Consider the following 22792-nt stretch of genomic DNA (forward strand, 5'->3'; position numbering starts at 1 on the left):
GCAGGGGCTTTTTGTTTCTCTTGTGGTTGTGGATATAGCGAAATTGGCGGACGAAGCAACTCCCACCAAACCCCACTAAATCATTATATCACACGACAACTCGAATATCAATGATGCAAGTTTGATTCTGTTAAAACTTCCATATTTCCTCCCTGCGATTGCTCACGCAATTCAAATCACAGGAGGAAATCTGATGAAAAACCAAGCCAATCAAAGCCAAAACAAGTCTTTCAAACCCACCCCCATTCCACACCGCACGAAATCCGGTGAACCGATGGCCTACTACATCCTATCAGAGGATGGAGCACAGGAATTCAAAGTACCAAGAGCAGAGTGTCTTGCCCGTTCCGAAGAGCCCGAAAACCCATTCCCACAACGTTGGTATGTCGATGAAGAATCCGGCCTTGTTGTCCGTCTGCCCCGTAACCAGATGGGGGAAGACCTTGCACGGGACAACATGCGTTCTATATGGAGGGAACAAAAATATCAAGAGCGGAAATTTCAATGCGTATGGAAAGGAACAAGCAAGTGTAACCAAAAATGTGAGACTTGTGAGTCCCGCACGAGCCGCACTGTTGAACTTGATAAGCCATTGGGTAACGATTCTGACGGCTCGGATACATATTACGAACCTGCCGATCCCACTGATATCACAGAATTTTTAGAACAAAAGGCTGTATTAGACACCCTCTATGCCGCCCTTGCGACCCTCACTCAAAAAGACCGTGAGCTTATAACAGACCGGATTATCCTTGAAAAAACCGTACGTGAATTAGCGCCCAAGTATAATTTTAAATCATCGCGGAGCATTACCGTTCATGTACGCCGTATCCTTGACATCCTGCGAAATGACGAAGCCCTGAAGAAGTTTTTCGAGTAACCACTCTCCGTGGTACGCAACCGCCCCTCTTCTGTCTGTAGACGGTAGAGGGGCGGTAAAGCTTCTCGGAAACGGAGGTAAGAAAATGCAAACAGAAGCAACTGAAAGGAACGCGGAAATGCGTGATGCCGAGCTGGATGAAGAACTTGCAGGCATCCTCACGGCAATAAGCGTCGTGTCTAAACGTCTTGCCAAGAAGCTGATCGCACTTCAAAAGCAGAAAGAACCCACCAGGGAAGGAGGTGCACCAGATGAGCAAGATGAGTGAACTCGACCTCTGTGTCGGCGAACTTCGTAGTGCTGCACAATCCCTAAATTCAGTAGCTGATAGCTTGACTTCTCTTTTCAGCGGCAGCCAGCCCAAATCATCGGTCCAGCCAACTTCAAAACCTCTAACGCTGGAAGATGTCAGAGCAGTACTTGCGGAAAAATCTCGTAACGGTCACACCGCTAAAATTCGGGAACTGCTGGAAAAGCATGGTGCTGCGAAGCTTTCAGAGATCGACCCCCAAAAGTACGCTGCCCTGCTTGCAGAAGCGGAGGTACTGGGCAATGGGTAAGCATGCACTTCTCTCTGCTTCTTCAAGCCGCCGATGGTTGAACTGCCCTCCCTCGGCCCGGCTTGGTGAGAAGTACGAGGACAAAGGCAGCAGTTATGCCGCCGAAGGCACGGAGGCACACACCCTTTGTGAGTACAAGTTAAAAACGGCACTCGGCATCCGCACCAAAGACCCAACCACCAGCCTGACCTACTACTCCGAAGAGATGGAGGAATGCGCCAACGGATACGCCGCCTACATCATGGAACTGGTGGAAACGGCAAAGCAGAATTGCGCCGACCCTGTGGTGCTGATTGAACAGCGGCTCGACTTTTCTAAGTATGTCGAGGGTGGCTTTGGTACCGGCGACTGCGTGATCATCGCTGACGGCACGCTCAATGTAATTGACTTTAAAATGGGTGCCGGAGTCCTCATAGAAGCAGACGACAACCCGCAAATGAAATTATACGCCTTGGGTGCTCTGGAGTTGTTTGACGGCATCTATGACATCGACACAGTCAGCATGACCATTTACCAGCCAAGGCGGGATAACATCAGTACCCACACAGTTTTCAAGGAATCACTTTATCAGTGGGCAGCAGAAACCTTAATACCTATCGCAGAACTTGCCTACGACGGTGAGGGCGAATTCCGATGTGGCGATTGGTGCCAGTTCTGCAAGGCAAAGCATGACTGCCGCAAACGGGCGGAGCAAAACCTTGAACTCGCAAAACACGAATTCAAGCTGCCGCCCCTTTTGGAAGATGATGAAATCGAATCCATTCTTGGCAAGATAGACGATCTTGTTTCGTGGGTTTCGGACATCAAGGACTACGCTTTGCAAACCGCGCTCAGCGGCAAGCACTGGTCAGGTTGGAAACTGGTTGAAGGACGTTCTAACCGCAGATACACAAACGATGAGGCAGTCGCTGATGCCGTCAGCGCGGCAGGCTACGATCCGTATGAACACAAGATGATGGGCATCACCGCAATGGAAAAGGCTCTCGGCAAGGTAAGGTTCTCCGAATTGCTCAGCGGTCTGATCGAGAAACCCCAAGGCAAACCAACGCTCGTACCGGAGGGCGACAAACGTCCGGCAATCCATACAGCAAAACACGATTTTAATGATTATGAGGAGGAAATTTCCAATGGCTAACACGACAAACAATGTAAACGCACAGGCTCAAAACCCTATGAAGGTCATCACAGGACCCGATACCCGCTGGTCTTACGCTAATGTGTGGGAAGCGAAATCTATCAACGGCGGCACGCCGAAGTTCTCGGTATCACTCATTATCCCCAAGTCAGATACCAAGACCATCGCCAAAATCAAGGCAGCGATTGAAGCGGCTTACCGCGAAGGTGAGGCGAAACTAAAAGGCAACGGCAAAACCGTACCGCCCCTTGCCGCCCTCAAGACCCCGCTCCGTGATGGCGACACCGAAAGACCCGATGATCCCGCTTACAACAATGCCTATTTTATCAACGCCAACAGTGCGACCGCACCGGGCGTGGTGGATGCAGACCGTCAGGAAATTATAAACCGCTCTGAAGTTTACAGCGGTGTATATGGCAGAGCGAGCATCAATTTCTACGCTTTCAACAGTAACGGCAATAAAGGCATTGCCTGTGGCCTGAACAACCTGCAGAAAATTCGCGACGGCGAACCCCTCGGCGGTAAATCCCGTGCAGAGGATGATTTTGCCACCTACGACGACGAGGATTTCCTCGGCTAACTACATTCGCGAGACTACGGAGGGCGGCAGGGCAACTTGCCGCCTTTTTCGATTATGGAGGTCTTATGAAAACATTATCCATAGATATTGAAACCTATAGCGGCTACGATCTCTCCAAATGCGGCGTGTACAAGTACGCCGAGTCGCCCGACTTCGATATTCTCCTGTTCGCTTATTCCATAGATGGCGACGATGTTCAGGTCATCGACCTTGCGGCGGGCGAACATCTACCGCCAGAAATCCTCAACGCATTAACAGACGATGATGTTCAAAAATGGGCGTTCAACGCCAATTTTGAGAGAGTCTGTCTCTCTCGATACATTTCGGATATGGACATCAGTCTTGACCCCTTCGCCGACAACCACCACTCTTCTGAAATGCTCGGCAAGGCGAAATACCTGAACCCCTCATCGTGGCGGTGTGCGATGGTCTGGTCAGCCTACATGGGTTTGCCCCTCTCCCTCGAAGGTGCGGGAGCGGTCTTAGGATTGCAGAAGCAAAAGTTGACCGAGGGCAAGGATCTCATCAGATATTTCTGCTCACCCTGTAAACCCACCGCCACAAACGGTCAGCGGATTCGTAACCGACCCGAACATGCCCCCGACAAATGGGAAGCATTCAAAGCATACAATCGCCGCGACGTTGAGACGGAACTCTCTATCCACGAGCGGCTTGCCAAGTTTCCCGTGCCTGATACTGTATGGGCAGAATACGCCCATGACCAAGAGATTAACGATCGTGGCGTAGCTTTGGATATGGCGCTCGTCCGCAATGCCATCAGAGCAGATGCCCGCTCCCGTACCGAGTTGACCCGATTAATGAAGGAACTAACTGATCTGGACAATCCCAATTCAGTACAACAAATGAAACAGTGGCTCGCCGATAACGGTATGGAAACTGATTCTCTCGGGAAAAAAGTGGTAACGGAGCTGCTTAAGGATGCACCTGAGCCACTTGGAAAAGTCCTATCGCTCCGACAGCAATTAGCAAAATCCTCAATCAAAAAATATCAGACGATGGAAAACGCCGTCTGCGCTGACGGTCGCGCCCGTGGAATGTTTCAGTTTTACGGCGCTAACAGAACCGGCAGATGGGCTGGGCGGCTCATTCAAATGCAAAACCTGCCACAAAACCATCTGGTCGATCTTGAAGAGGCACGATGGCTTGTTCATGATGGCGACTTCGTCGCTTTGGAACTGCTCTATGACAATATTCCTGATGTTCTCTCCCAGTTGATCCGCACAGCGTTCGTGCCGAAGGATGGTTACAAACTAATTGTTGCAGACTTTTCGGCGATTGAAGCCCGTGTCATCGCTTGGCTTGCCGGAGAGCAGTGGCGAAATGATGTGTTTGCCACCCACGGCAAGATTTACGAAGCTTCAGCAAGCCAGATGTTCCATGTTCCGATTGAGGAAGTTACCAAGGGTAGCCCACTCCGACAAAAAGGAAAGATTGCCGAACTCGCCCTCGGCTACGGCGGCTCGGTCGGTGCACTTAAAGCGATGGGTGCCTTGGAGATGGGTTTATCTGAAGAGGAACTCCGTCCACTCGTTTCAGCATGGCGGTCAGCGAACCCGAATATCGTGAAGTTTTGGTGGGATGTTGACCGTGCGGCTATGAAAGCTGTCAGGGACAGGACGATGACCGAAACTCATGGCATTCGCTTCGGCTATCAAAGCGGGATGCTGTTTATCACACTTCCCTCAGGCAGACGGCTTTCCTACGTCAAGCCACGTATCGAAACAAACCAATTCGGCTCAGACTGTGTGACCTACGAAGGCGTCGGTGGCACAAAGAAATGGGAACGTATCGAAAGCTATGGTCCCAAGTTCGTAGAAAATATTGTGCAGGCGATCAGCCGGGATATTTTATCCCACGCCATGCAGACGCTTCGTCATTGCTCCATCGTGATGCACATCCACGACGAAGTCGTCATCGAAGCCGGTCCAGAGATGTCTGCCGAAGTTTTATGTCAGCAAATGAGCCGGACGCCGCCTTGGGCTGAGGGACTTTTACTCATTGCCGATGGGTTCGATTGCTCATTTTATAAAAAAGATTAAATGCCGGTACGCAAAACAACCCCTCCTGTCTGTAGGCAGTAGAGGGGTTGTTTCCTCTCGAAAATAAATTTTCAGGAGGTTCAATATGAACGGATTACAAGTGTTCTCCTATAAGGGGAACGAAGTCAGGACTGTTCAAAAGGGTAGCGGAATTCTCTGGATACTTAAGGATGTGTGCGGCATTCTCGGGATTGAGAAATATCGCGACGCAGCAACACGATTAGACGACGATGAAAGGGAGCCGGTATTAGTGGACACCCTTGGTGGCCGACAAGAAATGATCGCAGTTACTGAAAGCGGGCTTTACAGCATTATTCTGTTATCCCGCAAGCCCGAAGCCAAAAAGTTCAAACGCTGGGTCACCCATGAAGTGCTTCCTACCATCCGCAAGCACGGCGCGTATGTCACCCCCGCCAAATTAGAAGAGTTGATGAACGATCCCGACTCATGGATTAAAGTGCTGACCGCCCTTAAGGAAGAGCGAGCTGCCAAGGAACGGCTGCAACTGGAAGCCACCGAGAATAAACCAAAGGTTATCTTCGCCGATGCGGTATCTGTCTCCGAGGGCACCATTCTTATTGGTGAGTTGGCGAAAATCCTCAAAGGCAACGGTATCGAAATCGGCCAGAACCGTCTGTTTGAAAAACTTCGTCAGGACGGCTACCTCATCAAGCGCAAGGGATCGGATTATAACGCGCCAACCCAAAGGGCGATGGAGTTGGGGCTTTTCCGGGTCAAGGAAACCGCCATCACTCATTCAGACGGTCATGTCACCATCAGTAAAACAACCAAGGTTACAGGCAAGGGGCAGCAATATTTCATCAATCTGTTCCTTGGGAAAGGGGTAAACGAAAATGAATATTGAGAAGAAGCAAGCTATCAAGACGGCTCTGAAGAAGGTTGGGAAGGCAATATGGTCAGCGCTCCCGTGGGTATTGATGTGGATCGGGCTGACATGCTTCTTCTCACTCCTGTTTATCAGTGCGGACAAAAGTGCAGAACGGTCAAAACAGCTTGCTGCGCTTGAAGCTGAGAACGCTATGTACGAATCGGTAAACGCCCGCCTTGATGAAGAAATCGACTGGCTGCGTTCGCTTGTTGAGCAGTATTACCAAGGGGAGGTGCCCGATGGACAAGTGCAATAGCGAGGGTTATCCCGATCCGACCGCCTATGAAGCATTGACGGCGGTTACCAAATCGGGAGCCCCGAAGAAAACTTATCGTCCGCTTGTTTACCTCGCTTCACCTTTCGCAGGAGACACGGAAAGAAACATAGAACGGGCAAGAGGCTATTGCCGCTTTGCTGTTTCCAAGGGGTGCATCCCGATTGCGCCCCACCTCCACTACCCGCAGTTCATGGATGATGATGACAGAGAGCAGCGCGAATTAGGGATGTTCTTTGCCCTGGTCCTGCTTGACAAATGCGATGAGCTTTGGGTTTTCGGCAAACCTTCAGAGGGTATGTCCCGCGAGATCGCTAAGGCAAAAAAGCGCGGTATACCTATTAAGTACTACAACCACAAATGTGAGGTGCTGGAATATGGAACTTAAAATCGCATATGGCGACAGCCGTCTTTCAAAACGGTGGATCAATAAAAAGACCACATTTGATGGATTGTGCGAGCGGTTCAAAGTCACTCGCCGCACAACTGAAACTGTCGCAGAATACAAGAGATTCATCAAAGACCGTCGCGATGCCGCAAAAGATGTAGGCGGCTATGTTCTCGGGCATCTCAAGGGTGGCAGACGTAAAAAGGATACGGTAGAAAGCCGCTCGGGGATAACCCTTGATGCCGATCACGCCGGCAGTAATTTTATTGACACAGTGGAGATGTTGTTTCCTCACAAGTGCGTGATCTATTCTACCCACAGCCATACACCCGAAGAACCCCGGCTTCGCATGGTTATCCCACTTTCCCGCGAGGTTTCGCCGGACGAATACGCTGCCGTTTCCCGACTGGTCGCGGAAGTCATCGGCATGGACTTTTTTGATGACAGCACCTATGAACCGGAGCGTTTGATGTACTGGCCGTCCACACCTTCCGACGGTGAATACATTTATAAAGATATCGATGGCACTATACTCGATCCAGACGCATACCTCTCCAAACTCTCCGATTGGCACGACTGCTCACTCTGGCCTACATCAAGCCGCCAGTCCGAAGTAATACAGCGCAGCATCAGGCAGCAGCAAGATCCGCTCGAAAAAGATGGCGTAGTCGGCGCTTTCTGTCGTGCTTATTCGATTGAAGATGTGATTGCAACATTTCTATTCGATGTATACGAAGCGTCGGCAATGAGCGGTCGTTATGACTATATCCCTGCCGACAGTTCGGCGGGCGTGGTGCTGTATGAAAGCAAATGGTCGTATTCCCATCACGCCACCGACCCCGCCTGTGGCAGGCTGTTAAACGCCTTTGACCTCGTCCGCATCCACAAGTTCACCGACCTTGATGAAAAGGCAGGCTTTAAAGCGATGAGCGCACTGGCAGTACAGGATGAAAATGTAAAACTACTGCTCGCCGAGGAGCGCATTGCCAAGGCTGAAAGCGACTTTGATGAAGATGCTGATTGGAAATCCCAGCTTCAGCGTGAGAAAAGCGGCATCCTCTCCAACACCCTCGGCAACCTGCTCCTTATCCTGAATAACGACGAAACCTTAACGGGTATCCGACATAATCGCCTCGCCAACCAGATATACGGTGACGAACTGCCCTGGGAACGTCCGCATAAGCCTTGGAGGGATGTCGATACAGCCCAGCTTGTGGCTTTCGTCGATAAACGCTATGGTACGTTTTCGGCTCGAAATTATGAACTTGCGCTGGCTAAGGTTGCCGACGACCGTGCTTATCATCCGATTCGGGAATACCTCGAAGGCTTGCCAGAATGGGACAGAGTTCCTCGAATCGACACACTGCTTATTGATTACCTCGGTGCAGAAGATTCACCTTATACCAGAGCCGTCACCCGTAAGACCCTCGTAGCGGCGGTGGCTCGGATTATTAGCCCCGGCACAAAGCACGACTCCATCCTTGTCCTCAACGGTAAGCAGGGTATCGGAAAATCCACACTCTTCTCCAAACTGGGGCAGCAATGGTATTCCGACAGCCTTTCTATATCTGATATGAAAGATAAAACTGCCCCGGAGAAGCTTCAGGGCTACTGGATTCTCGAACTCGGGGAACTTGCGGGCATTAAGAAAATGGATGTCGAGACAGTAAAATCGTTTATCACCCGCACAGATGATAAGTATCGTCCTTCGTACGGCCGGGCGGTTGAGAGCCACCCGCGCCAATGTATTATCGTGGGTACGACCAACTCAGACGGCGGATTTCTGCGGGACATCACGGGCAACCGACGCTTCTGGCCTGTTTGGGTATCCGGCGAGAGTAAATACCGCGCTTGGGAGCTTGCGGACATAGACCAGATTTGGGCAGAAGCCCTCGTAAAATACCAAGGCGGCGAAGAATTGTTCTTAAAAGGTGATGTTGCTATGGCGGCGTTCGACGAACAGCGCAATGCTATGGAAAACGACGAGCGCGAGGGCATGGTTTTAGATTACCTTGAAACCCTGCTACCTGAAAGCTGGGATGCAATGGACCTTTATCGCAGGATCGAATACATCCGTTCTCCTGACGACCCCACAAGAGCGAGCGGAAGCGTCCGCAGGAATCAAGTCTGCGTGATGGAGATATGGTGTGAGTGCTTCGGAAAGTCCCGCGAGTCCATAAAGAAAGCTGATTCCTACGAAATCCAAGGTATCTTGAACCGTATCGGCGGCTGGTCTCTATTCGATGGAAATAAGACCGGCAAAAAATCCTTGCCCATCTATGGCATTCAGAGAGTGTTCGTTAGAACGGAATGAAGCATTTTTATTGCCTGTCTGCTCGTTTTGGGGCTTCGGCAACCAAACTCGGCAAAGTCGCAAGCCCCTACTAAATCAGTGTTCTGTGGTTGCTCTTTCCCTTATTGCCCATTTTATTCTACTAATTTATATAGGTAAGGATAAGAGTAATAGGCACACGGGAAACGCACGCGTAGTAATTATAGGAAAAATCGGGCAATCGGCAAATGAGAAATTGGAGGTTATCGTGAGAGAGAAAACCATAGAACAGAAACTCGTCCAAGCAGTCAAAGCAATGGGTGGTATCGCACTTAAATTTACAAGTCCCGGTTTTGATGGAATGCCCGACCGCCTTATTCTCCTGCCACGTGGCAAAATCGCCTTTGTTGAAGTGAAGCGGCATGGGGAGAAACCTCGACCTTTGCAGGAAGCGCGGCATGGGCTGCTTCGGCGATTAGGTTTTGCGGTCTACGTTTTGAACAGTGGAGCGCAAATCGGAGAAATTTTAGAGCAGATAGGAGGTGATGCCGAATGAAGTTCATACCGCATGATTACCAGCTATATGCGACCGAATATATCAAGAAAAACCATGTCGCTGCTGTGTTTCTCGATATGGGCTTGGGTTAGGCAAGACGGTGTTAACACTTACCGCCATCGCCGACCTGCTGTTTGACAGCTTTGAAGCCCACAGGATCTTAGTAATTGCCCCGCTTCGAGTCGCCCGTGACACCTGGCCGGATGAGCTTCATAAATGGGAGCATCTCTCCGATCTGCGGTTATCCGTGGCTGTCGGCACGGAGACGGAACGCAAAGCGGCACTCCAGGCTAAAGCAGATATTTACATCATCAACCGCGAAAACGTAGGGTGGCTGATCGAGGCCAGCGGCATCCCTTTCGATTTCGACACCTTAGTGGTTGATGAACTATCCAGCTTCAAGAACCACCAGACAAAGCGGTTCAGGTCATTGATGAAGGTTCGCCCCAAAGTAGTACGCATCATCGGTCTGACAGGAACACCGAGCAGTAACGGCTTGATGGATTTATGGGCTGAGTACCGGCTTCTCGACATGGGCCAGCGGCTCGGACGGTTCATCGGGCAGTATTGCAGCACATACTTTACGCCCGACAAACGAAACGGTCAGGTCATATTCAGCTACAAGCCTCTGCCGTTTGCTGAAAAAGAAATATATGCCAAAATCGCCGACATTACCATATCCATGAAATCTACAGACCACTTGATCATGCCGGAACTGGTAACCGCCCAATACCCCATTAAGCTATCAGACAAAGAGCGTGAGCGATACGACGAACTGCGACAGGATTTGGTGTTAAAACTGGCTGGTGGCGATGTCACTGCCGCCAATGCCGCCGCCCTATCAGGAAAGCTCTGCCAGATGGCGAATGGTGCGGTCTATGGCGACGACGGTGCAGTCCACTACATCCATGACCGTAAACTGGATGCCCTTGAGGATTTAATCGAAGCCGCCAACGACAAGCCCGTTCTCGTGGCCTACTGGTTCAAGCACGATTTGGAGCGAATATCAGCAAGGCTGAAAGAACGGCATATATCATTTACAAAATTGGATACATCGGACAGTATCGCAAGCTGGAACGAGGGCAAATGGCCTGTCGCCTTAATCCACCCCGCTTCTGCCGGACACGGATTGAATCTACAGTCGGGCGGCTCCACGATTATTTGGTTCGGGATGACGTGGAGTTTAGAGCTCTACCAGCAGGCCAATGCCCGTCTTTGGCGGCAGGGTCAGAAAGCTGAAACGGTGGTTCTCTACCACATTATCGCCAAGGACACCATTGACGAACGGGTAATGAAAGCCCTGTCCGCCAAGGACAAAACACAAACCGCCTTAATTGATGCGGTAAAAGCAAATCTATGACAATCTATGGAGTCAAAAGCTGCCAATCCGAGGGGATTAAATTATCGGAGGTAGCCTATGAGCAAACCAAAACTATCGGCAAAGGATTATTTGTCCCAAGCCTATCGCATAGACCGGCGTATCAATAGCAAGATTGAGCAGGTACAGTCATTGCGAGAACTCGCCGGAAAAGCAAGTGCCACTCTGTCCGATGTGCCGCCAAGCAAGGGAAACCGCAATGTCCACCGCATGGAAGATGTTATCGCCAAGATGGTAGACCTGGAGTCTGAAATCAACGCTGACCTGACTCGCTTGATAAATCTGAAGCATGAAATCGTCACGGTGATTAAGTGCGTGGAAAGCCCCGAACTCCAGACGCTTCTGGAATTAAGGTATTTGTGTTTCAAGACATGGGAACAGATAGCGGTCGAGCTGCATTTCGACCTTCGCTGGGTTTACCGGCTTCATGGCCGGGCTTTGGACGAGATCGATGCCATACGCCACTGTTGACCACTATAATTCCGCTTAGAAGCCTGTTACTATTAGAATAGCAAAATTGAATGCACACACGAGCCTCGCGGGAGCAATCCCACGGGGCTTTTCTTATGCGCAGAACAGGAGGTGCAACGTGCCATATAAAGCAAAGAAACCCTGCGCCTACCCCGGCTGCGCCAAGCTGGCTACGGGTAGGTACTGTGAGGAACATCAGAAACAGGAAGCCAAACGATATAACAGATACGACCGCGACCCCGACAGCAATAAACGCTACGGTAGAACGTGGAAACAAATCCGTGCAGCGTTCCTGTCGGCCAACCCGCTATGTGTGATGTGTAAACGTGACGGACGGCTCACTCCCGCAACGCTTGCCCACCATAAGATCAAGCTGACCGACGGCGGCACAAACGACTGGGAGAATATGATGGCGCTTTGTCAGGAATGCCACTCAAGACTTCACGCTGGGCAAGGCGACTACTTTTAAGTTCAGACCGAGGGGCGGTCTCAATCCCTGTGACTTCTAAGGTGGACAGCGCGCTTGGCCTTTCGTGTGAGTTTTTCAATAATCAAAAATCAAAAAATCAAAGAATCAAAATCAAACTTAGAATCAAACCGAGGAGGTGACACTCATGCCCAGCGGAGGCTATCGTCCGGGGGCAGGCCGCCCTCGGAAAAATCCAATCGATAAAAAACTTGAAGGTAAAACTTCTGGTGCGAATACTGCAAGTCAGCCAAAACCTAAAAAGGTCAATTCCAAAAATGTGATGGCGGACTACTTCTCTATAGCCATGAAGGAATGTGAAAAAGAAGTGCCATCGGCAGATGTGTTGCGAAGTGAAATCGAGGAATACATCGAGGCTCGCGGCTGTGACGGCTATGTCGCACCGCAGACGATTACGGACTATGTGCTAAACAGACAGGGCTTCCTTGCCTGCGAAGCCATGAACCGTAAAATCGGCCGAATGACCAAGGACTTGAAGCTGTCGCCCTACGTCACGGCAGGCGCTCAGTATTATAGGGCGATGCAAGGCGATTTTAACTTGATTATGCAAATCATCAATCGACACAGTAGCACTCAAGGTGAAGAAAAAAACGCCTTTTTGGAGCTACTCACGAATAGGGGGTTTTAGGATATGCAATCAACAGAGCGATTTGAAAAAGTAAATATAGACCGGCTCGTCCCATATGCAAGGAACGCCCGCACCCATAGCAAGGAGCAGATTTTACAGCTTCGTTCCTCCCTGCGTGAGTTCGGTTTTGTCAATCCGGTCATCGTGGATAAAGACCTGAATATTATCGCAGGACACGGACGCATTATGGCAGCACGGGAAGAAGGTTTGACCGAAATTCCCTGCGTGTTTGTGGAACATCTGACCGAAGCGCAGAAGCGGGCGTATATTCTTGCTGACAACAGACTGGCACTCAATGCCGGATGGGACGAGGAACTTTTAGCTCTGGAATTTGCCGACCTCAAGGAACTCGGCTTCGACCTCGAAATTACGGGCTTTGACGCCGACGAGATTGAAAAACTCTTCGCCGACCCCGGCGGGGACGTAGCTGACGACGATTTCGACTTAACAGCCGCTCTTGAACAGGCGGCTTTTGTTTTACCCGGAGATGTTTGGACGCTGGGACGGCACCGACTCATTTGCGGCGATGCCACGGTATCGGAAACTGTCAAGAAGCTGATGGATGGTCGCAAAGCCAATCTTGTCCTGACCGATCCCCCTTACAACGTCAGCTTTGAATCTGTGAGCGGACTAAAAATCAAGAACGACAGCATGAAGGCAGAACAATTCTACATCTTTTTGCTGTCGGCATTTAAGAATCTTTACGAGAACCTCGCCGACGGCGGGGCTTTTTACTGCTTCCATTCAGATTCGGAGAAGGTAAATTTCTTCCGCGCTTGCGTGGACGCAGGGTTCCATTATTCCACGACTTGCATCTGGGTGAAAAATGCCCTCGTGCTTGGTCGGGGTGATTACCAGCAAATGCACGAGCCGGTGCTGTATGCCTTTAAGAATACCTCCAAACACAAGTGGTATTCCGACCGTAAGCAGACTACCATTTGGAACTTCGATAAACCAAAGAAAAACGCCGATCACCCGACAAGCAAACCCCTCGACCTGCTGGCATATCCTATTGCCAACAGCAGTCAGGCAAACGCCATCGTGCTGGACACTTTCGGCGGCTCCGGGTCGACGCTCATCGCCTGCGAGCAGCTTGACCGCACCTGCTACATGCTCGAATTGGACGAGAAATATGCTTCGGTCATTTTACGCAGGTATGCCGAGTACAAGCAAAACGGTGGCGAGGATATCACCTGTGAGCGTGACGGCAAGGTATTACAATATGCCGACCTCGTGAAAGAGGTGGCTTTAATATAGTCAAAAGCGCTATGTGGCTCTTCCAAGTATGATTTTATTCTCAGCGGCATTGTGTCATACACACAATAACAAGGGGCTGTATTTCCTTGATATTCGGTGCATTTATTATCACATAAAAGCTTGCTAATAAAGGCGTTCAGAGTGATATATGTAGTGCACGGAGGACAAAACCCCTGCAAAATCAAGGAAAATGGAGGAAACGAGCATGAGACTTTCTTACAACGTAACAGGCCCTGAACGTAAAACACTGGTCGCAGCCATCAGTCATGAACTTAACGCCCCGACCAATTACCTCGGAGCGCCGACATTCGCCTACGAGGTTGGCGGCTACCACATCGACAAGACCGGCACAGTCACGGGCGAGGACAACCGGGAGCTGGTCGCTAACCTTTGCGGTTTGCACAGCTTCAAGGCAGTCACCGAAGAATACGATGAGCTGGCGACTGGACCCGAAAGCTGCACATACCAAACGGAACTCAGCGACCGCCTGACCATCGAAATACCCCTTGACGGCTTTACACCTGAAAAACTCGACAATCTCTCCAAACTGGTGAATGCCAAAGCCCCGCTTCTCAAGGCGTCGCTCGGAACGGATGACCTGCCGATTAAGCAGACCACCGACACACTGCAGTTCCCCTGGTTTAAAGGAACGATTGATGCGGAACACACAGAAGCCTACGCCACGCTGATCAGCCTGCTTTGCAAAACTGCAATTGAAAAGAAGCGTATCACGGCAAGAGAAAAAGACATCGACGGCAACCCGAAATACGCCATGCGGTGTTTCCTGCTCTCCCTTGGCTTCATCGGCGACGAGTACAAAGCAGCTCGAAAGATATTACTTTCAAGACTTGAGGGCAATTCAAGCTGGAAAGGCGGCAAGAAAATGGAGGTGGCAGACAGTGAATAGTTTCATTTCAAAAGCAGCCCTCGAAGCACGGAGGGCAAGGTACAAGAAAGGCGCTCGTGTTGAACTGATTTCCATGACTGACCCCTACACCAAGCTGAAACCCGGCGACACGGGTACGGTAGACTTCGTAGACGACACAGGCACGGTTTTCATTATCTGGGACAGCGGCTCACATCTCGGAGCAGTTTTTGGCGAGGATGAAATCAGACTGCTTTCCAAAGCCGAGGTTGTCAAAGCACAATGTCGTAAGGTGGCGGCCACGGGGCGCACGAATATGTTTGATACCAAAGCAGTGTTCAAAATTGCGATGGAGATGGGATTCAACGAATTAGCGAACTTCATTTCCACGGACACCAAGCGATATGCAAATCTGATATTGACAGGGGAACTTGAAAATGTGGAGTGAAGGAATTATCTACTGCCCATCGACAGGCAGCAAGTACAAATATTGGGTCAAGCATTATGAGGAAAGCTCTCCGTTCGGTATCGACGGCGGCAAAATCAGTAAGCTGACACTACGCAAGTTCGGCGAAAGTCGCGACGTTGTTAACTACGACAGGGGTTGGGATATCAAGCCCACCGATGAGGTCAAGGCGGTCTACACCATCATCCTCAGCAAGTACAACTAAACACGAAACAATCGAAAGACAGACACCCCGACAAGGGGCTGTCTCTCGTACAGATAGATTTTGATGACTTCTTCGGAGGTCTTTTATTTTGCGCGAAAGGAGGACGACGGTGCCTGATTTCAAATACAAACCAACACCACTCATGTTGCCGACCAGCCGATATGATGTACGACGAGCGGATTTTGCGGTTAATTTTATATCCATGCTCAAGCACACCACCGGCGAATGGTATGGAAAACCTTTTCAGTTGATGCCGTGGCAGGAGCAAATTATCCGTGATATTTTTGGTATCGTCGGAGAGGACGGTTATCGGCAGTTTCGCACGGCGTATGTTGAGGTCGGTAAGAAAAACGGTAAGTCAGAACTGGCGGCGGCAATCGCCCTCTACCTCCTGTTCGCCGACGGCGAAGCGGGTGCCGAGGTCTACTCCTGTGCCGCCGACATCAATCAGGCGAGTATTGTTTTCAATACTGCCAAAGCGATGGTCGAGCAATGCGGCGATCTGGCAAAACTGTCAAAACTCGTGCCGTCAACCAAGCGAATTATATTCCCGCACACCAACAGTTTTTATAGAGTGCTGTCCTCGGAAACAAAGTCCAAACAAGGCTTCAATGTTTCCGGTCTTATATTTGATGAGCTTTTTGCCCAGCAGACCCGCGAACTGTTTGATACCATGACCAAGTACACGGGTGACGCCAGGCGGCAGCCCCTCTACTTTCTCATCACCACAGCGGGCAGGGATAAAACGAGCATCTGTTATGAAATCCACCAAAAAGCCAAAGCGGTTATGGACGGCTCGAAAATTGATCCATCCTTTTATCCTGCCGTATTCGGCATTGAAGAAGATGACGATTGGAACGACGAAGCCGTCTGGCGACGGGTCAATCCATCCATCGACGTAACGATTCCCTTTGAAACGGTGCAGGCTGCGTATGAACAGGCGAAACAAAACCCTGCCGAGGAGATGCACTTTCGGCAGTTTCGCCTGAACGAATGGTGCAATGCTGATATCAGGTGGATGCCTATGGACAAATGGGACGTCTGCGGCGAAGACATAGACTTCGAAGAATATGAGGGTCGGGATTGCTACTGCGGTCTCGACCTTTCCAGTACCGGCGACCTTACGGCTCTGGTTCTGGTATTCCCACCGGTTGGAGGCGATACCAAATATACAGTGATGCCGTTTTACTGGCTGCCGGAAGATGTGATTGACCTGCGGACAAGGCGCGACCACGTTCCTTATGCCGTATGGAAAAAGACAGGAGTGTTCAACACCACCGAGGGCAATGTGGTGGACTATGACTACATAGTGGCTTTCATCGCCAAGCTGTCGGAGCGTTTTAGAGTTCGTGAAATCGCCTACGACCGCTACGGTGCGGAGAAGATACGCCGCGACCTTGAAGAGCTGGGTGCGGAGCATGGGTTTACAGTGTTTCCGTTCGGTCAGGGTTTCATTTCCATGTCCCCACCTTCAAAGGACTTCTATCAGTTTGTGATGGAAGGCAAAATACGCCACGGCAAACATCCTGTCCTCGATTGGAATATGGGAAATGTCATCGTCGACCAAGACGCTGCAGGCAACATCAAACCCAATAAAAAGAAATCAACAGAGAAAATAGATGGTGTGGTCGCGCTGATCATGGGACTTGCGAGGGCAACCCTCGGCGGCGGTATCAACGACAGTGTCTATGATGAAAGGGGGTTGTTATTTATATGAGCATATTCTCAGGGTTGTTCCGCTCACGGGATAAGCCTAAAAACCGTGTAGGCGGCGGCTGGAGTTTTCTCTTCGGTGGCACAACCAGCGGTAAGGTGGTCAATGAGCGGACGGCGATGCAGACCTCGGCGGTCTACGCTTGCGTCCGTATCCTTGCCGAATCGGTGGCGGGACTTCCGCTCCATGTATATGAGCGAACCGCCAACGGGAGCAAATCCACAAAACCGTCGCACCCCCTCTACCGGCTGCTTCATGATGAGCCTAACCGCGAGATGACTTCATTTGTGTTCAGAGAAACGCTGATGAGTCATCTTTTACTTTGGGGCAACGCCTACGCACAGATTATCAGAGACGGCAGAGGGTTTCCCTTTGCAATCTATCCACTACTACCCGACCGAATGGCTGTAGATAGAAACGAAAGTGGCGAACTGGTCTACACCTACCAAAGTGACAAGGGGCATATCAAATTACGGCGTGAGAACGTCCTGCATATCCCCGGCTTGGGCTTTGACGGCCTTATAGGTTACTCGCCGATAGCGATGGCAAAGAACGCCGTGGGGCTTGCCCTTGCAACGGAGGACTACGGCGCTGCTTTTTTCGCCAACGGTGCGAATCCTGGCGGCGTACTGGAACACCCCGGTGTCATCAAGCCGGAACAGGCCGACAGGCTCAGAGAAAGCTGGCAGTCGCAATTCGGAGGCGCAAATGCACACAAAGTAGCGGTTTTGGAGGAAGGTCTTAAATTCCACCAGATGTCCATACCGCCGGAACAGGCGCAGTTTTTGGAAACACGTAAGTTTCAGACAAATGAAATCGCCCGTATTTTCAGAGTGCCTCCTCATATGGTCGGCGACCTTGAAAAGAGCAGCTTCTCCAACATCGAACAGCAGTCTTTAGAGTTCGTCAAGTATACCCTCGACCCGTGGGTGGTCAGGTGGGAGCAGTCTTTACAGCAGGCTCTCATTCTGCCATCGGAAAAAGCGACGATCTTTATCAAGTTTAATCTCGACGGACTACTTCGCGGCGACTACCAAAGCCGTATGCAAGGCTATTCAACAGGCATTCAAAACGGATTTATGTCGGTCAACGATGTACGTGGCTTGGAGGATATGAATCTGCTGACTGCCGAGGAAGGCGGCGATCTGCACTTCGTCAACGGCAACATGGTCAAGCTGGCCGATGTTGGAGCAGCATACAAACCAAATGAAACGGAGGATACAAGCTAATGGCAAAAAACAAGAAGTTTTGGAACTGGGCGCGTGATGCTGACGAAAGTGGCGAGCGCGTCCTTTACTTTGACGGAGAGATCTCGGATGAGACTTGGTGGGGTGATGAAATCACTCCGGCAATGTTCAAATCGGAACTCTTCTCAGACAAGGGTGACATCACCATCTGGCTAAATTCGCCCGGCGGAGACTGCATCGCTGCAAGTCAAATCTACGCCATGTTGATGGATTATCCGCACAACGTCACGGTCAAGATTGACGGCATCGCCGCTTCGGCGGCAAGTGTCATCGCTATGGCTGGCACGAAAGTCCTCATGGCTCCCACCGCACTGATGATGGTGCACAATCCACTGACCATCGCCATTGGTGACACGGACGAAATGCAAAAAGCCATCTCCATGCTGGACGAGGTCAAGGAATCCATCATCAACGCCTACCAGGTCAAGACCAATCAGTCGAGAGCAAAAATCTCCCACTGGATGGACGCAGAAACGTGGATGAACGCAAACAAGGCGATTGAATTGGGTTTTGCCGACGGTGTGCTGGAAGACAGCAAAAGACATCAAGCCACTCCGACCTATGCGTTCAGTCGCAGGGCAGTCACCAATTCCTTGCTTGATAAGGTAAAGACCAAAGAACAACCGCAACCCGAACCTGAGCCGCAAGGCGTACTCGCTGAGTCGCTTCAACAGCGGCTCAATTTGATTATCCACTAAATTTATGGAGGTAATGACAATGAATAAAATCCTTGAACTGCGCGAGAAGCGCAACAAAATCTGGAACACCGCAAAGGAGTTCCTTGACCAGAAGCGCAGCGCGGACGGGTTTGTTCCCGCTGAAGCTGCCGCAGAGTACGACAAGATGGAAGCCGACATGGTCGCTCTCGGCAAGGAAATTGAGCGTCTGGAACGCCAGGCGGCCTATGACCTTGAGATGAGTAAGCCTACATCCGCTCCTATTTTGGGTGCGCCGAACAAGTCCACTGAGGACAAGACTGGCCGTGCGTCCGCCGAATACAGAAAAGCCTTCTGGAATGCCATGCGCACTCGTGGCAACGAGGGTCTTGATATGAGCGTAAAGAACGCCCTGCAAATCGGCACCGACTCCGAGGGCGGCTACCTCGTGCCCGACGAATTTGAGCGCACGCTTGTGGAAGCCCTCGACGAGGAGAATGTCTTCCGCAGGTTGGCAAACGTCATCACCACCTCTTCCGGTGATCGTAAAATTCCTGTCGTAGCATCCAAAGGCACCGCATCGTGGATCGACGAAGAAGGTACCATCCCCGACAGCGACGAGGCTTTCGGCCAGGTGTCCATCGGCGCTTACAAGCTGGGCACGCTCATCAAGGTATCCGAGGAACTCCTAAACGACAGCGTGTTCAATCTCGAAGCTTACATTTCCAGAGAGTTTGCAAGGCGCATCGGTAATAAAGAGGAGGACGCCTTCTTTACCGGCGACGGCTCCGGCAAGCCCACTGGCATCCTTGCTGCGACTGGCGGTGCACAGCTTGGCGTAACCACGGCAGGAGCTACCGCCGTCACGATGGATGAGGTGCTTGATTTGTTCTACTCGCTTAAGGCGCCTTACCGCAACAAGGCTGTATTTGTTATGAACGATGCTACTGTAAAGGCCATCCGCAAGTTAAAGGATGGGCAGGGCCAGTATCTGTGGCAGCCCTCCCTGCAAGCGGGTACGCCTGACACCATTTTGAACCGTCCTGTTTACACCTCCGCATATGTACCCACCATCGCTGCAGCCGCCAAGACCATTGTGTTTGGAGACTTCAGTTATTACTGGGTAGCCGACCGTCAGGGGCGTGTGTTTAAGCGACTGAATGAACTCTTCGCTGTCACCGGGCAGGTGGGCTTCGTTGCCACCCAACGTGTGGATGGCAAATTGATTCTGCCGGAGGCTATCAAGGTTCTCCAGCAGAAAGCTTAACGGAGGTGCAATATGAGCTATAACACAAAGAACTATACCGAACAGGGCGGCGAAAAAACCGTCATCGGCGGCACGCTGGAAATCAAAGAGGGAGCCTCGGTAACGGGGCTCTCCGCCGACCCTCTCCTTGTGGCAACTGGGGATACTCTTGGCGGTGTAAAAGCCGCCGCTGCTGGTGAGGATGACACTGTCGAAGTGAAAATCGGCGAAGACAGTAAGCTGTATGTTCAAGCACTTGCTGCGGCAACAGATGAAACTTTAGGCGGTGTCATAGCTGACGAAGCAACCGAGGACGACACCGTCGAAGTTAAAATCGGCGATGACCATAAGCTGTATGTCCCGACATATCCTACCGATGCTACGGAGTCAATCTCCGGACTTGTGAAAGCTGCTGCGAATCAAGCTGACAGCATAGCTGAGGACACAGCCACACTTGTTACGGATTTCAATGCTCTGCTCGCAAAACTGAAAGCTGCGGGATTGATGGCAGACCAAGAATAATGGAGGTGAGCGGCGATGACGCCAACGGAATTGTTGCCAAAAGTCAAAGAAAACCTAATACTGACACACGCTGATGACGACGATCTGCTCCTGCGCCTCATCGCCGCCGCTGTCAATTATGCCGAGAGCTACCAGCATATTGCGGAGGGCTATTACACCGAAAATTCTATGCCCGCCGCAACTGAACAGGCCGTAATCATGCTTGTATCGAGTTGGTACGAATCCCGCGATGGCTCAACGGCCGGTTTCTTTGCCGACAGCGTTCAGGCTTCTCAACAAGTCTGGAATACGGTCAACATGCTTTTGCGTCTTGACAGATTGTGGGGTGTGTAAGCATGGGATACGGAAAAATGAGTACGCCAATCAACATCATCTCAACCGATCCCATCAAAGATGCAGAGGGTTTCGTCACTAAAGGCGACAACATCATCGCTTCGGTTAAGGCATATAAGGAAGTTCGCAACACCACCGCAAAATGGGAACGGATTATTGGGAATGCAGCGTTTTCAAGCGTAACAGCGATGTTTCGCTTCCGCAAAATTCCGGGCTTAACGGTCACGACTTCACACTTTATCTCCGAAGCTGATGGCCGCTATAACATTATTAACGCGGAAGATGTGCGTGGACGCGGGATGTATATCGAAGTGTTGGCGGAGAAATTGGAAGGGACGGTGAGGTAATGGCAAAAATCGAAATGAAAATGCCGGAGGAATTCCTCTTAAAACTCTCTCGACTTGGCAATAAAACGGATGAAATTATCCCCAATGTGCTGGAAGCAGGCGGTGAAGTCGTTCTTTCAAAGGCAAAAAGCAACCTCTCCTCTGTAGTCGGGCATGGCACGAAAACAAAGAGTCGTTCCACAGGTGAGTTGGAAGACTCTCTCGGTTTGTCGCCTGCGAAGCAGAAACGGGACGGCTCAGGCTGGGATATCAAAATCGGTTTTGCCGAGCCAAGAAGTGACGGCGACAGTAACGCCAAAATCGCTAATATTCTCGAATACGGTAAGCACGGTCAGCCGCCGAAACCCTTCATGACACCAGCCCGCAGACAATCGAGGAATGCGGCTATTGAAGCGATGAAGGAAAAATTCGACCAGGAGGTGGAGCGCATATGAGCATTTTGCAGGAACTGAACGCGCTGCTCTCTCCTCTACTACCGGTGGAAACGGGCATATTCAGCGGTGTTGCACCCAACGAGTATCTTGTTCTCACACCGATGACGGATGAGTTTGCCTTGTTCGGGGATAATACACCGCTTATTGATGTGTCCGAGGTGAGGATATCCCTGTTTTCAGAAGGCAATTACATCAACCGGAAAAATCAGATTACCGCCGCCCTGCTTGGTGCGGCGTTTACGATAACAGATCGCCGCTACATCGGCTATGAGAACGATAGCGGCTATTATCATTACGCCATCGATGTGGCGAAAGAATACGAAACGGAGGAAATTTGACATGGCTACAATTGGTCTTGATAAGCTCTACTACGCAACAATCACCGAAGCGCCTATTACGGGTCACGAGACCTACGACACTCCGGTAATGCTGGCTAAGGCAATCTCAGCTGAATTATCTATCGAACTTGCGGAAGCGACACTCTGGGCGGACGATGGTGCCGCTGAAATCATCAAGGAATTCAAAAACGGTAAGCTTACCCTTGGTGTGGATGACATCGGAAAAACCGTCGCCGCAAAGCTGACAGGAGCGACCATGGATGAAAACGGCGTTCTTATTTCGGCTTCAGAGGACGGTGGCGACCCTGTTGCTATTGGATTTCGGGCAAAAAAAGCGAATGGTAAGTACCGCTACTTCTGGCTTTACCGCGTGAAGTTCGGCGTTCCGTCCACCAATCTCGCCACCAAGGGCGATAGCATCACCTTTTCCACACCGAGTATTGAAGGTACTGTTTCCCGCCGCAATAAACCGGACGGCAACGATCGTCATCCTTGGAAAGCGGAAGTTAACGAAGATGATGCGGATGTGCTACCAGGTGTGATCAGCGGTTGGTATACAGAAGTGTACGAACCTGACTTTGACACGGGTTTGGAGGGTTAATGC

At 50.8% G+C, this 22792-nt stretch carries 28 protein-coding genes and 1 pseudogene; all 29 read left to right on the forward strand.

Features of this window, described 5'->3' with window-relative positions; translation table 11 throughout:
- Positions 1–193 precede the first annotated feature (193 nt).
- The 29 genes and pseudogenes from P6M73_RS11000 (at position 194) to P6M73_RS11145 (ending at position 22789) form a co-directional block, all read left to right on the forward strand.
- Complete coding sequence (locus P6M73_RS11000; protein WP_277853101.1) at positions 194–880, forward strand: sigma-70 RNA polymerase sigma factor region 4 domain-containing protein; 687 nt, start codon at positions 194–196, stop codon at positions 878–880.
- Between the two features lie 85 nt (positions 881–965).
- Complete coding sequence (locus P6M73_RS11005) at positions 966–1148, forward strand: hypothetical protein (RefSeq protein ID WP_277853102.1); 183 nt, start codon at positions 966–968, stop codon at positions 1146–1148.
- On the forward strand, positions 1132–1440 hold the full coding sequence (locus P6M73_RS11010) for a DNA ligase (RefSeq protein WP_277853103.1): 309 nt from the start codon (positions 1132–1134) through the stop codon (positions 1438–1440). The genes P6M73_RS11005 and P6M73_RS11010 overlap by 17 nt, the downstream gene beginning before the upstream one ends.
- Positions 1433–2575, forward strand: a complete 1143-nt coding sequence (locus P6M73_RS11015; protein WP_277853104.1) for a DUF2800 domain-containing protein — start codon at positions 1433–1435, stop codon at positions 2573–2575. The genes P6M73_RS11010 and P6M73_RS11015 overlap by 8 nt, the downstream gene beginning before the upstream one ends.
- On the forward strand, positions 2568–3155 hold the full coding sequence (locus P6M73_RS11020) for a DUF2815 family protein (RefSeq protein ID WP_277853105.1): 588 nt from the start codon (positions 2568–2570) through the stop codon (positions 3153–3155). The genes P6M73_RS11015 and P6M73_RS11020 overlap by 8 nt, the downstream gene beginning before the upstream one ends.
- Positions 3156–3220: 65 nt before the next feature.
- Positions 3221–5215: a DNA polymerase gene (locus P6M73_RS11025; protein WP_277853106.1), complete on the forward strand. Its 1995-nt coding sequence runs from the start codon at positions 3221–3223 to the stop codon at positions 5213–5215.
- A gap of 85 nt (positions 5216–5300) precedes the next feature.
- A complete protein-coding gene (locus tag P6M73_RS11030; protein WP_277853107.1) occupies positions 5301–6080 on the forward strand; it encodes a phage antirepressor in 780 nt (259 codons plus the stop codon).
- Positions 6070–6360: a hypothetical protein gene (locus P6M73_RS11035; protein ID WP_277853108.1), complete on the forward strand. Its 291-nt coding sequence runs from the start codon at positions 6070–6072 to the stop codon at positions 6358–6360. Before P6M73_RS11030 ends, P6M73_RS11035 begins: the two co-directional genes overlap by 11 nt.
- The gene (locus P6M73_RS11040; protein ID WP_277853109.1) at positions 6344–6766 is read left to right on the forward strand and encodes a DUF7768 domain-containing protein; all 423 of its coding nucleotides are present in this window, start codon (positions 6344–6346) and stop codon (positions 6764–6766) included. Before P6M73_RS11035 ends, P6M73_RS11040 begins: the two co-directional genes overlap by 17 nt.
- Positions 6756–9080 (forward strand): virulence-associated E family protein, encoded by a 2325-nt coding sequence (locus P6M73_RS11045; protein WP_277853110.1) that lies wholly within the window; start codon positions 6756–6758, stop codon positions 9078–9080. The genes P6M73_RS11040 and P6M73_RS11045 overlap by 11 nt, the downstream gene beginning before the upstream one ends.
- Positions 9081–9306: 226 nt before the next feature.
- Positions 9307–9594 (forward strand): PDDEXK family nuclease, encoded by a 288-nt coding sequence (locus P6M73_RS11050; protein ID WP_277853111.1) that lies wholly within the window; start codon positions 9307–9309, stop codon positions 9592–9594.
- Positions 9591–10954, forward strand: a pseudogene (locus P6M73_RS11055) (SNF2-related protein). The gene P6M73_RS11050 and the pseudogene P6M73_RS11055 overlap by 4 nt, the downstream one beginning before the upstream one ends.
- Before the next feature lie 57 nt (positions 10955–11011).
- Positions 11012–11443, forward strand: a complete 432-nt coding sequence (locus tag P6M73_RS11060; protein ID WP_277853112.1) for a DUF1492 domain-containing protein — start codon at positions 11012–11014, stop codon at positions 11441–11443.
- Positions 11444–11561: 118 nt separating this feature from the next.
- Entirely contained in the window at positions 11562–11912 is a 351-nt protein-coding gene (locus P6M73_RS11065) for an HNH endonuclease (protein WP_277853113.1), read from the forward strand.
- 145 nt (positions 11913–12057) lie between these two features.
- Complete coding sequence (locus tag P6M73_RS11070; RefSeq protein WP_277853114.1) at positions 12058–12558, forward strand: hypothetical protein; 501 nt, start codon at positions 12058–12060, stop codon at positions 12556–12558.
- Positions 12559–12561: 3 nt separating this feature from the next.
- Entirely contained in the window at positions 12562–13815 is a 1254-nt protein-coding gene (locus P6M73_RS11075; RefSeq protein WP_277853115.1) for a site-specific DNA-methyltransferase, read from the forward strand.
- Between the two features lie 205 nt (positions 13816–14020).
- On the forward strand, positions 14021–14722 hold the full coding sequence (locus P6M73_RS11080; protein ID WP_277853116.1) for a virulence protein: 702 nt from the start codon (positions 14021–14023) through the stop codon (positions 14720–14722).
- Entirely contained in the window at positions 14715–15128 is a 414-nt protein-coding gene (locus P6M73_RS17015; RefSeq protein WP_489666446.1) for a DUF4314 domain-containing protein, read from the forward strand. Before P6M73_RS11080 ends, P6M73_RS17015 begins: the two co-directional genes overlap by 8 nt.
- On the forward strand, positions 15118–15351 hold the full coding sequence (locus tag P6M73_RS11095; protein ID WP_277855766.1) for a DUF7678 domain-containing protein: 234 nt from the start codon (positions 15118–15120) through the stop codon (positions 15349–15351). The genes P6M73_RS17015 and P6M73_RS11095 overlap by 11 nt, the downstream gene beginning before the upstream one ends.
- Before the next feature lie 142 nt (positions 15352–15493).
- Positions 15494–17068 carry a terminase large subunit gene (locus P6M73_RS11100; protein WP_277855767.1) on the forward strand — a complete coding sequence of 525 codons (1575 nt, stop codon included), beginning with the start codon at positions 15494–15496 and terminating at the stop codon, positions 17066–17068.
- On the forward strand, positions 17065–18294 hold the full coding sequence (locus tag P6M73_RS11105) for a phage portal protein (RefSeq protein ID WP_277853117.1): 1230 nt from the start codon (positions 17065–17067) through the stop codon (positions 18292–18294). The genes P6M73_RS11100 and P6M73_RS11105 overlap by 4 nt, the downstream gene beginning before the upstream one ends.
- Positions 18294–19010, forward strand: coding sequence for a head maturation protease, ClpP-related (locus tag P6M73_RS11110; RefSeq protein WP_277853118.1), 717 nt, complete (start codon positions 18294–18296; stop codon positions 19008–19010). The genes P6M73_RS11105 and P6M73_RS11110 overlap by 1 nt, the downstream gene beginning before the upstream one ends.
- 19 nt (positions 19011–19029) lie before the next feature.
- Positions 19030–20235: a phage major capsid protein gene (locus tag P6M73_RS11115; protein ID WP_277853119.1), complete on the forward strand. Its 1206-nt coding sequence runs from the start codon at positions 19030–19032 to the stop codon at positions 20233–20235.
- Positions 20236–20247: 12 nt separating this feature from the next.
- Entirely contained in the window at positions 20248–20736 is a 489-nt protein-coding gene (locus P6M73_RS16855; protein WP_347276280.1) for a head fiber protein, read from the forward strand.
- 15 nt (positions 20737–20751) lie between these two features.
- Positions 20752–21069 carry a head-tail connector protein gene (locus P6M73_RS11125; RefSeq protein WP_277853120.1) on the forward strand — a complete coding sequence of 106 codons (318 nt, stop codon included), beginning with the start codon at positions 20752–20754 and terminating at the stop codon, positions 21067–21069.
- Between the two features lie 2 nt (positions 21070–21071).
- Positions 21072–21416 (forward strand): head-tail adaptor protein, encoded by a 345-nt coding sequence (locus P6M73_RS11130; protein WP_277853121.1) that lies wholly within the window; start codon positions 21072–21074, stop codon positions 21414–21416.
- Positions 21416–21850: an HK97-gp10 family putative phage morphogenesis protein gene (locus tag P6M73_RS11135; RefSeq protein ID WP_277853122.1), complete on the forward strand. Its 435-nt coding sequence runs from the start codon at positions 21416–21418 to the stop codon at positions 21848–21850. Before P6M73_RS11130 ends, P6M73_RS11135 begins: the two co-directional genes overlap by 1 nt.
- On the forward strand, positions 21847–22188 hold the full coding sequence (locus tag P6M73_RS11140) for a hypothetical protein (RefSeq protein WP_277853123.1): 342 nt from the start codon (positions 21847–21849) through the stop codon (positions 22186–22188). Before P6M73_RS11135 ends, P6M73_RS11140 begins: the two co-directional genes overlap by 4 nt.
- Before the next feature lies 1 nt (position 22189).
- On the forward strand, positions 22190–22789 hold the full coding sequence (locus P6M73_RS11145) for a major tail protein (protein WP_277853124.1): 600 nt from the start codon (positions 22190–22192) through the stop codon (positions 22787–22789).
- Positions 22790–22792 lie beyond the last annotated feature (3 nt).

This window comes from Anaerococcoides asporogena (genome assembly GCF_029590275.1).
Classification (GTDB): domain Bacteria; phylum Bacillota; class Clostridia; order Clostridiales; family Clostridiaceae; genus JG1575.